Source organism: Fibrobacter sp. UWH5 (assembly GCF_900142505.1).
Lineage (GTDB): Bacteria > Fibrobacterota > Fibrobacteria > Fibrobacterales > Fibrobacteraceae > Fibrobacter.
In genome coordinates this window covers 1-9,301 of the sequence record NZ_FRBB01000033.1, presented here as the reverse complement: position 1 = coordinate 9,301, position 9,301 = coordinate 1, and the positions used below count along the sequence as shown (strand labels likewise).

The 9,301-nt window shown below is 44.7% G+C and carries 9 protein-coding genes; 8 read left to right on the top strand and 1 reads right to left on the bottom strand.

The window, feature by feature from the left end:
- The 8 genes from BUB38_RS15280 to BUB38_RS15245 all read left to right on the top strand — a co-directional run.
- Window positions 1-204: transposase (locus BUB38_RS15280; protein ID WP_139258420.1), on the top strand; the 204-nt coding region annotated here is incomplete at its 5' end.
- 37 nt (window positions 205-241) lie between these two features.
- A complete protein-coding gene (locus tag BUB38_RS15275) occupies window positions 242-1,900 on the top strand; it encodes a hypothetical protein (RefSeq protein WP_073161600.1) in 1,659 nt (552 codons plus the stop codon).
- Window positions 1,901-1,961: 61 nt separating this feature from the next.
- A complete protein-coding gene (locus tag BUB38_RS15270) occupies window positions 1,962-2,381 on the top strand; it encodes a GtrA family protein (protein ID WP_073161599.1) in 420 nt (139 codons plus the stop codon).
- Entirely contained in the window at window positions 2,378-3,919 is a 1,542-nt protein-coding gene (locus BUB38_RS15265) for an NAD(P)/FAD-dependent oxidoreductase (RefSeq protein ID WP_073161598.1), read from the top strand. The genes BUB38_RS15270 and BUB38_RS15265 overlap by 4 nt, the downstream gene beginning before the upstream one ends.
- 5 nt (window positions 3,920-3,924) lie before the next feature.
- Window positions 3,925-5,679 carry a glycosyltransferase family 39 protein gene (locus BUB38_RS15260; RefSeq protein ID WP_254794978.1) on the top strand — a complete coding sequence of 585 codons (1,755 nt, stop codon included), beginning with the start codon at window positions 3,925-3,927 and terminating at the stop codon, window positions 5,677-5,679.
- On the top strand, window positions 5,672-6,577 hold the full coding sequence (locus tag BUB38_RS15255; protein WP_217650899.1) for a LysR family transcriptional regulator: 906 nt from the start codon (window positions 5,672-5,674) through the stop codon (window positions 6,575-6,577). The genes BUB38_RS15260 and BUB38_RS15255 overlap by 8 nt, the downstream gene beginning before the upstream one ends.
- Before the next feature lie 674 nt (window positions 6,578-7,251).
- Entirely contained in the window at window positions 7,252-8,478 is a 1,227-nt protein-coding gene (locus tag BUB38_RS15250; protein ID WP_073161595.1) for a DNA cytosine methyltransferase, read from the top strand.
- Between the two features lie 2 nt (window positions 8,479-8,480).
- Window positions 8,481-9,071 carry a hypothetical protein gene (locus tag BUB38_RS15245; RefSeq protein WP_073161594.1) on the top strand — a complete coding sequence of 197 codons (591 nt, stop codon included), beginning with the start codon at window positions 8,481-8,483 and terminating at the stop codon, window positions 9,069-9,071.
- A 26-nt stretch (window positions 9,072-9,097) separates the two neighbouring features.
- Here the strand turns inward: BUB38_RS15245 and BUB38_RS15240 are convergent.
- Window positions 9,098-9,301, bottom strand: a 204-nt coding sequence (locus BUB38_RS15240; RefSeq protein WP_139258420.1) for a transposase, incomplete at its 5' end; no start/stop codon positions are given.

The following is a 9,301-nucleotide window of genomic DNA, read 5'->3' as shown; positions in this document are numbered from 1 at the left end:
CTCAACACAATCAGGCTGGGCGTGTCAAACGCAAGGATCGAGGCGACGAACAACAAGATAAAGCTACTGATACGGACTGCCTATGGCTTCAGGAACATGAACAACATGCTGTCGCTGATAATGTTGAGCTGTTCCTATGTAGATGTAAAGATAGCCTACGAATGGGAATCGGAATCGAGAGAATCATCTAGCAAGGCTGCCTAAATGCTTCCACACATGTTGATGATGCCTCTAAAAAAAGATGAAATTCGATAAAGTTGCCTTATTCTGTTTGCTGATTTTATTCTTGTTTGCATGTTCCGAATCAGACAAGGTTGCTGGCGGTTCTATTGAGGACCAGAATGCCGTTTCTGAGGAACGGCTTAACGAATGGTATAGCTATGGAACAAGTCTGCAAGAATCAGCCTATGCTAGAATTGATGGTGGAAAACTAGCATTAGCAGAAGATGGCTCTGGTGCGCGAGCTGAATGTACCGCAGATAGCACAAGTCTAGCAATGACATTCCTAATTCAGGAAGGGTTTGTCGTATCCACGCTTAATGGCGGTCACATGGGAGTAAAGTGCGATTCCGCCTACAATGTCTTCAAGAGCGAATGTGAAAGCCAAGCCGGCAATGAATTCTTTACTTTAAGTAATGGCTGCAAGAATGGATCTTTCGATGGCGCTTGTCGACTTTCCAATGTACATGCAGATTCAATAAATATCCTGTTCACTCGTTTTGAAAATGCAACCGTTAATCGATGCGCAGAATTATCTAAAAAAGCTCAATCTTCAACGGGACGATTTGAATCTTTGTCGTCGTATCAGGAGCCGACTTCTTCATCGTCTAGTAGTATTGATTCTCCGATAATTACGCCTACCGATACTTCAGTTGCGGTAAACTATCACCAGACCCTTGAGCGCTATGTCTTGCAATATGTTTCCAGTGTTGATGAACTTACTTTTGACAACCATGTGATTGCCTATAACGGTTCTGCATCTATGGAATGTATAGATTTCATGAACAGTTCCTTTGATTTAACAGACAAACCTATCTTGAAGGAAATAGCCCAAACAGATATGGCAAAGTGCTTTCCAATGACGTCGAAATTAATGAGGGATGTTGCTTACGAAAGCAGGGAAAAATGCAAGTATTACGCGACTTTCGTAAATGATGGCGCACAACCTACGGGCCATGTATTAAGTAGCGTTGCAAACAACGAGATAGAATTTACTAGCATTAGCCCGGGTGGATCGTGCATGAAGAGCATGAACTATTTTCCCGTTTATTTCTTGTTTGAAGATTGCGATGGCGAAATCACTTCAATGAAACCCACAAGAAAAAATCAGATATTCAAGAGCGAAATCTGGAAATGTGAGGAAGGCTGTTATTCTCCTTCCGCAAAAGCAGCTTCCTATGGGGAATGGTTTAATGAAAGACTGATTCCTGAAGGATTTAAAATAGACACATCTGCTATTGTCGAAATGAACAGGGGTACAAATTCTACATATCGTGTTTTTAAAACGCCCAAAGAAACGGTATATGAAAAACTGGACCAAAATCAAAAAGGTTGTGTCGTAAACGTCTATCGAGAAGAGTCCTCCCTGCAACAGGTCAAGACCTTTGAAAATGGCGATAGCTATTTAACAGTAAGTTTAAGGAGCTTTGTCGAGGGACAAACTCAACCCGTTTATTCGATTAGTGGAGTTTATGGCGGCAATAAGGGAAAATGTGCAGAAGATCGTGAAGCGTTCCTTAACTTTTGCAAACAGGCCGAAGGCTTTATAGAACATAGCGTTGCGTACATTGGTCTCGGTTGCGAGGAAGATGCAGTTCTTGAGATGCATTGTGCGGCAAATGTTCCTGAGACTTCTGTAGATTATTTTGTACCAAAGCTTAAAGAAAATTGCAAATCCTGACGCTTTTGCCTACGGAGAATGGTTCAAGTCTTCTCTGCTGTAAAAACTAAACGATAACATTATGGTTGAAATAAAAGGAGTGCTAGCGCAACTAGCACGTTACTTACTAGTGGGTGGATTTGCCTTTCTAGTGGATTTTGGGCTATTCGCTTTTTGCCTGTATGTTCTAGGGTGGCATTATCTGCTTGCGAATTTCATCGGATTGGTTGCTGGTCTGGTACTCAACTATGCCCTTAGCGTCAGGTGGGTTTTCTCGGATTGCAAACGCAGGCTTGAAATGCGTAAGTCTGCAGAGTTTGCCGTATTCGCCGTGATTGGTTTTGCAGGTGTTGCGCTTAACGAACTGTTGATGGTTTTCCTGGTGGACTCGCTCCATGGGCAGGAAATGATTTCCAAGATGATTGCCGCGGCAGTTGTTTTGATGTGGAACTTCGGAGCGCGAAAGCTGACCTTGTTCCGAGAAAAAAAAGGATTGACATGACCACTGAAAATGAATCCCAAAAAATTGCTATCATCGCAGGTGCCGGGCCAGCAGGCTTGACCGCCGCATTGGATTTACTTCGCACCACAAATGTAAAGCCTGTAATCTTTGAAGCAGAAAATGCAATTGGCGGAATCTCCCGGACGGCTTGCTACAAAGGCAACAGGATGGATATTGGAGGCCATCGATTCTTCAGCAAGAGCGATGCTGTTATGGACTGGTGGCTGAACATTCTTCCCCTGGAATCCAAGGACGGGCCCCATCCAGAAAAAGACGATTTGGTCATGCTTTGCCGTAGCCGGCTAAGTCGCATCTTGTTCCTGCGGAAACTCTTCGACTACCCCGTAACCTTGAACGGAAATACCATTCGCGGACTTGGATTTTGGCGAATGATGAAAATTGGCCTGAGCTATCTTAAGGTGCAGTTGCTTCCTGCCCGTTCCGAAAAGAGTCTTGAAGATTTTATGATCAACCGTTTCGGCGTTGAACTTTATAGAACCTTTTTCAGGGACTACACCGAAAAGCTCTGGGGTGTTCCCTGCAATAAAATCAGCCCGGAATGGGGCGGCCAGCGAATTAAAGGGCTTTCCATTACAAAGACTGTGGTTCATGCGGTAAAGCAAATTTTCAAAAGTAATAGACGCGCCATTGATAGGGATAGCGCAGATAAATTCCGTCAGAAAAATACCGAAACAAGTTTAATCGGCCAGTTCCTATATCCAAAACTTGGGCCTGGCCAGCTTTGGGAAACCGTCGCCCAGAAAATCCTTGACATGGGCGGTGAAATTGTGATGAACGCAAAGGTTGTGGGCGTAAATCGGATTGAGAATCGCGTGGTGAGTGTCTCCGTTGACAACGGTCAAGGCGTCGAGACAATTCCATGCGACTATTTCCTAAGCTCCATGCCCGTGAAGGAACTGGTAACCGCCATGGATCAGCCCAAGACTTCTGTTCCCGCCGAAGTAAAGCGGGTTGCGGAAGGACTCGTCTATCGGGATTTTATGACCGTCGGCCTGCTGCTGGATAAACTTGAAATAGGAAACGTAAAGGACAACTGGATTTATGTTCAGGAAAGCGATGTAAAGCTGGGTCGCATTCAGGTGTTCAACAACTGGAGTCCATATCTAGTTAGTGATCCATCCAAGGTTTGGATTGGCCTGGAATATTTCGTTAACGAAGGCGAGGAAATGTGGACTATGTCCGATGCCGATTTCATCCAATTTGCCATTGCAGAACTGGACAGGATTCATGTGGCAAAGCCGGAGTCAGTTCGCGATTCCGTTGTATTCCGCGTCAAGAAGGCTTATCCGGCCTACTTCGGAACCTATGGCGAATTCCATAAAATTCGCGAATATCTGGACAACATCGAAAACCTGTTCCTGATGGGCCGTAACGGCATGCACAAATACAACAACATGGATCACAGTATGCTGACAGCCATGGAAACCGTAAAGTGTATTCGCGAAGGCTCCGTTGACAAATCGGATCTTTGGAATGTCAATACCGAAGAAGAATACCACGAAGGCAAAAAAAAATGAAAAATGTGCTTAAGAAAATTCTTGGAAATTTTGAATTTCGTTGCATCGTCGGCGTTCTTGCGTGTTTCGCATTTTTGCAATACGGGCAAATCCGTGTGGAAAGCGTGATTCTTCACCAAGGAGAAAACGACGAAAAGACATCGCTGCCGATCTCCAGAAAAATGATGCAGGGCGAAAATTTTCGCGTTAGCTTTATCATCTCAAATCCGCTGAATCTTCACTATGACCTGAACATCATCCCCGATGATTGCGCAGAATCGCTAACGATTAACGGCACAGACATTCCCCTGTCGGATTATTCTGGCAGATGTAATTACAGCAAGGGATTTGTGCTGGCAGATTCTGTTACCGCGCCCCACCGCGTCGGCCCCAGAACGACTTATGAACTTACCCTGAAAAATGGCGGCGGCCCCGGAGGAATCAATGTTTTTCCAAAGGGGACTGGCTTTACGGACGCCCTGGAAATCGTGATTGCAATCCTTGTGGGATTAGCTCTTGCATCCTTATGCAAACGCCGCAAGTGGCATTCATTTTTACTTCTTTGCGTCGTGTTCGGAGTGTTCCTGCGGTTCGCCATGTTCAGAGCCTTGCCCTACACACAATTTGCAAATGATGTAGAAGGTCATTTGGCGTACATTCAGTATATTGCGGATAACCTTGCGATTCCTGCAGCGGATGAATGCTGGACCTGTTACCATCCACCTGTTTATTACACGGTGGCAGCACCGTCGCTTATCGTGAGTAGCCTGCTAGGATTTGCATCAAGTGCTGGCGTTCAGCTATTTAGTTTGGCACTTTCAATTCTCGTATTGATTTGCGGTCTTGCGTTTTTAAAGAGTCTTGTGGATGGAAAAAGCCTGATTGTTGCCGCGGCCCTTTGGACGGTGTGGCCAACCTTACTTTTAGTCGCTCCAAGAATCGGGAACGACCAGATGTTCATTGCACTGCATGTTCTTTGCCTGCTTTCGGGCTTCAATTACATTAGGTATAGGAAAGGTTCGTCCCTTGTTTTCGCCGTGGTTTGCGCAGCTCTTGCAATCTGGACAAAATCCACAGGCTTTATCTCTTTGGCTCTTGTAATACTGATGGCTGTTGCAGGCTATCTCAAAAATCGTTCGCCAAAAAAAATTACACCAACCAAACCAGAAATCACAAGCTGGATTTTATTATTTCTAATCTTTGTTGGATTGGCCTTCGAAAAAATAATGGGCGAAGGAGGCCTAGTTTCCAACGCAAACAGTCTGCACTCGGGCTTGAAAGTCGGGAACGAAGCCGGAAACTATCTTTATTTTGATCTGAAGTCTTTCCTAACGGAACCTTATACCAGCGCATGGGCCAACGGTCTGGGCAGAGAATACTTTCTCAATTACGCCCTCAAATCTTCCCTGTTTGGAGAATTCAAACTTGTGGAAACCGCATTGGGTAAGACCTTGGCATCCTTCATTAGCGTGTCATTCCTGGGCTTGATCGTATTTGCGATTCGCGGCTGGTGGAAAACAAAACTGGATGTTTACCATTGGATTCTTTTTATTCAGGGAATCCTGTTCTTTGCAGCATTGGGTTACCTGCGTTACAAATATCCCTATGCCTGCAGCAACGATTTCCGCTACATCATGCCAGCGTTGTTGAGTTTTGTTCCCTATGTTGGATTGGGCATATACCAAAAAGAATTTTCCCTCAAGTGGAAAATTCTTGGTATCGCAACAGTACTTGTTTTTGTGGTATGTTCTGTGCTGCTGATGGGTTGTGTATTTGGATAGTAAAGTTATATTTCACTCCATGGAACTTCGAACCCTCAAATACTTCTTAGCCGTCGCCCAGGAAGAAAGCATTTCCAAAGCGGCAAGCGATGTGCTGTTCGTTACCCAGCCCACCCTTTCCCGCCAAATGCAGGAACTGGAAGAAGAGCTGGGCGTAAAGCTGTTTGAACGTTCCAACAAGAAGACCATCCTTACCGAAGACGGCATTCACTTTCGCAAGAGAGCCGAAGAAATCGTGGCCCTTGCAGAACGCACCGCAAACGAATTCAAGGTCTCAAGCCAACAGGAACTTACCGGCGACATTTTCGTAGGCGGCGGCGAAACCGACGGCATGCGAGTCATCGCCAAAGTCTTCAAGAAGTTCAATGAAAAACATCCTCAAGTCCGCCTGAACCTGTTCAGCGGAAACGCCGCAGACGTGACCGAAAAACTGGACCAGGGCTTACTGGATTTCGGCATTCTCATTGAGCCCGTAAACAAGCAGAAGTACGATTACCTTGCCCTGCAAAGCAAGGACACCTGGGGGCTCCTCGTCCGCAGAGATTCGGAACTTGCAGAACGCAAATTTATAAAGCCCGCAGACCTAACGAAAATTCCGCTGATTGTTTCTAGGCAGTCCTTCAGGAGCAACGAATTTTCAGGATGGCTGGGCCGCATTCCCCTGAATGTCATCGCCACTTACAACCTGCTCTTTAACGCCTCCCTCATGGTAAAGGAAGGCGTGGGTTGCGCCCTTGGCCTAGACAAAATCATCAACACTTCTGAAGATAGCGAACTGAAATTCATCCCCCTGCGCCCCGCCCGAGAAGTGGGCCTAGTGGCCGTCTATAAAAAGAACGCCGCCTTCAGCAAGCCGGCAGCGCTCTTCCTGGAAATGCTCAAGCAGGAACTGGAATAGATAACGGGATCACCAGTTCTCGAAACTAAAAATTTACTTTTGGGCGTTCCCCCGGCTCCCAGGACACGCACAACAGAACCGCCGCCGGGGTCGGGCTGTCGCGTTATCGGCTCGCTCCGCTCCCCGTCCGTTCAGCCTCGCGCTCCATGAGACAGCGCAAATCAAGCAATGCGCGAGTCCGAATGGCTTCGCCACTTCCATCCCTAACGCAGTCATCAAACTTTTTGTATATTAGAGAATGACATAGTTCAGCCTTGTGAAAGCAGAGCTGAACGACCTGGTATTAGAGTTATGCTCTTGTTCTTGTGTCCTTAAAAACGACCAACTTTTAGCAACCAAGGATAAGGCAGATAATTCACGTCATATTGGCGTGAATCGTTTGTGCTTGTCGTTGTGTGGGCTTCTTGGTCGTTGCCTAAGGACAGACAGGCCTTACGGTTCACGCTTTTTCTATGGACAAAACGGTTGAATGAGGGCAGAACAATTGTTTTTGCTCCCGTTCTTGTGTCCTTGAAAACGACCAACTTTTAACACACCAAGAATAGGATCAAGGGGGACTCATCCAATCGGATGAGTTCTTTTTGGGCTTACTTTAAGCTGGCACGCCACAGGTGTACCCAGAACAGAAGTGAAAACGGAAACTTTCACCTGTTCCATTGGAACACCGAGGCGATATGGCGTCAAGAAAGAAAGCCCTTCGGGTCCTTTCATTGTTTTCCGGTTGTGGCGGTCTAGACTTAGGTCTTGAAGGCGGCTTTTCAGTTTTAAGTAAATCAGTCAATGAAAAAATTCATCCAGACTGGATAAAAGAGCGCATAGACAAGAATTTCGTCAAATTATCCAACAGTCGCTTTGAAACCGTATTCACAAACGACATTTTACCTTGTGCACAAAAATCTTGGAACCACTTTTTTGGTTCCAGAAAAAAAGTCGATGGAATTTATCATCTGGAATCCATCGTTGATCTTGTAAAGAAATCAAGCGAAAAGACCTTTTCATTCCCGCTCAATATCGATGTTGTTACGGGAGGATTTCCCTGTCAGGATTTTTCCGTTGCAGGAAAACGTCTTGGCTTTGATTCGCAAAAAAGTCACAACGGCAAAAAAGAGGAACACGCCGATAACGAATCTCGTGGTACTCTTTATCTCTGGATGAAACAGGTTATTGAAATTGTCAAACCAAAAATTTTCATAGCGGAAAATGTGAAAGGCTTGGTATCTCTTGGTGATGCTAAGAAAATAATTGAAGCAGACTTTAGAAATATCGATGAAGGTTATTGTGTTGTTGACGCTCAAGTTTTAAAGGCTTGGGAATACGGAGTTCCTCAAAGTCGAGAACGTGTTGTATTCATTGGAATTTCACGTAAGTACGCAGACCCGAAAGTTCTCGCAGATTTAGAATCCAACGGAGCGCATTCAAAATTCTACCCATACCCACTAAAAACACATGGCAATGGATTACAAAAAATTGTCACATGCAAGGATGCTTTTGTAGGCCTCAAGGAACCCGACGCATCAAGCGACAAAGCTCAGCAAATGTTTTCTAAAGCCAAGTATTACGGGAAAATGCAAGGTAGTGCTGAAATTGATTTAAACGATATCGGGCCGACAATCCGAAGTGAACATCACGGAAATATTGAATTTCGTCGTTTAAACGTAGAGCACGGAGGAACCCATAGTGAAGAACTCGCAAAAGGCCTTCACGAAAGGCGACTTAGCGTAAGAGAGTGTGCTAGAATTCAGACATTCCCCGACGAGTATGAATTCATATTCAACGATGGGGTAAACAAGGTCAGTTCGTCCGAAGCTTATAAAGTTATTGGAAACGCGGTGCCGCCATTACTTGGCTATGCAATCGGCAAAAGACTAGAATTCATTTGGGATGATCTTTTCGGAGTTTAGTCATGTCTATATCCGTCGGACAAAATCTCAATCATCGTGAAAATCAGACCATAGCAGATTTTCAAAAACTATTGGATTGTACAAAAACAAAGTTGCAATCGGCAAATTGTGGAAAAATCAAAGGTGATTTTTGGAAATCCTTTGAAATTGACGTAAGCAATGCAGTTGAAGAATCTGCAAAAGAATTGAATTTACCTTGGGAAATTCAATATATAAGCGGTCACAAATTTCCAGACATTGTTGCAAGAATTAACGAACGACAAGCATTCGGCATCGAAGTCAAAACACTTAGCACAAAGTCTAATTCCTGGAAAGTTATGGGTGGAAGCATTATGGAATCCACTCGAATTCCCGATGTGAGCAGAATCCAAGTATTCTGCGCAAAACAGAATCCGTTTCAAATCAAGTATAGACCATTTGAGGAATGTGTTTCTAATGTAGCAGTTACTCATAGCCCACGTTACATGCTTGACATGAACCAGGATATACAAGAATCCTTGTTCAACAAGATTCATAAACCATACGACGATATACGCAAAATGCAAAATCCGTTTGATGCGTTTAAATCGTACTTAATTGAATCAAAAAAATGAGGCATCATCAACATGTGTGGAAGCATTTAGGCAGCCTTGCTAGATGATTCTCTCGATTCCGATTCCCATTCGTAGGCAATCTTTACATCTACATAGGAACAGCTCAACATTATCAGCGACAGCATGTTGTTCATATTCCTGAAGCCATAGGCAGTCCGTATCAGTAGCTTTATCTTGTTGTTCGTCGCCTCGATCCTTGCGTTTGACACGCCCAGCCTGATTGTGTTGAG